The sequence below is a fragment of the Flavobacterium fluviatile genome, from assembly GCF_010645065.1.
Classification (GTDB): Bacteria; Bacteroidota; Bacteroidia; order Flavobacteriales; family Flavobacteriaceae; genus Flavobacterium; species Flavobacterium fluviatile.
The window spans coordinates 1-1,085 of sequence record NZ_JAADZW010000081.1 but is presented as its reverse complement, the minus strand read 5'-3'; the positions used below and the strand labels follow the sequence as shown (position 1 = coordinate 1,085).

The following is a 1,085-nucleotide window of genomic DNA, read 5'->3' as shown; positions in this document are numbered from 1 at the left end:
CATTTTGTTTTCAGAGCTAAAACGCCAAATTAAAATCAGCTGATTCTCGTCGGCGGAGCTATACACCATAACGTTCTGGCGCTTGGCGAGGTTGGGGATTAAAGATGCGAGATTTTTCGGTTAAACACAAATTTTCCAAATACAAAACCAACTTTAAATTCAGCCTAAAACCCCAATCTCGCCAAACGGCTGTTACCAGCAGTTTTTATTACACATCTTCAAATATTATTTTATAGTCTTTTGTGTCTATTGTTCCTTTGAAAAATTTTGTTTGGCTGTATTTCTCTTGTCCCTGAACTAATTTTTTGATTGTTTTAATTTGTTCATTTGGTGTCCGTACACCAAAATAAATGCCAGTCAAACATTCGGGTTTGAATGTATATAGTCCGGTTTTCTTTTTTATCAGCCTAACTTCTTTTTCGTATTTCCAATGGTCGGACTTATGAAGCATAAGCTGTCCAACAACATTCTTTTTGTCGTTATAATAATTATATGTTGGGTAAACTTTGTCATACTCTACTTTTTTAAAAGGTCGAAAGAATTCAAGGTCTTTCGAATGGTCAAATTCCAAGCAAATTCCCTTATGGTCTTCTGTGTAATGAGCCCACATTAAAAGATTGTCTTTTGTCTGTGTGAAGCAAGTAAGTCCGAGTTTGCCTATTACTTGTTTTGAAATCGAATTAATTTTCTTCTGAAAAGCTTCTTGGTCTTGGAAGTTAGTTGCTATTAGTTGTTGTATCGTTTCATCAATATCTCTTGACTTATTCCAATTTGCGATTTTAAAATAATTCTTTATTTGTTCTGGAGTATTGTTCCCGTCAATTGTCAAATTACAATCAAATGGGTCGTTAAAAGAATAAGGGTCAGAAAACCAAATTTCGTTATTGATTAAAAGGTCATAGAGAAATTTGTTTATACGATGATACTTATAGACACTTTTCGTGGTCAGTTTGTCGTTTGTCAAGTTGTCTAATATGCTATGTATTCGGTTTTCCATAAAATTGCTGGTAACGTTTTGCCGCTACAAGCGGTTTGCGGGTTTTGAAACTGAGTATTTTCTGCTTAACGAAAATATGAATAAAAAC

1 protein-coding gene is annotated in these 1,085 nt (G+C 34.0%); it reads right to left on the bottom strand.

The window, feature by feature from the left end:
• Window positions 1-208 precede the first annotated feature (208 nt).
• Window positions 209-997, bottom strand: coding sequence for a DUF2971 domain-containing protein (locus GXM17_RS21355; protein ID WP_163401536.1), 789 nt, complete (start codon window positions 995-997; stop codon window positions 209-211).
• Between the last annotated feature and the right edge of the window lie 88 nt (window positions 998-1,085).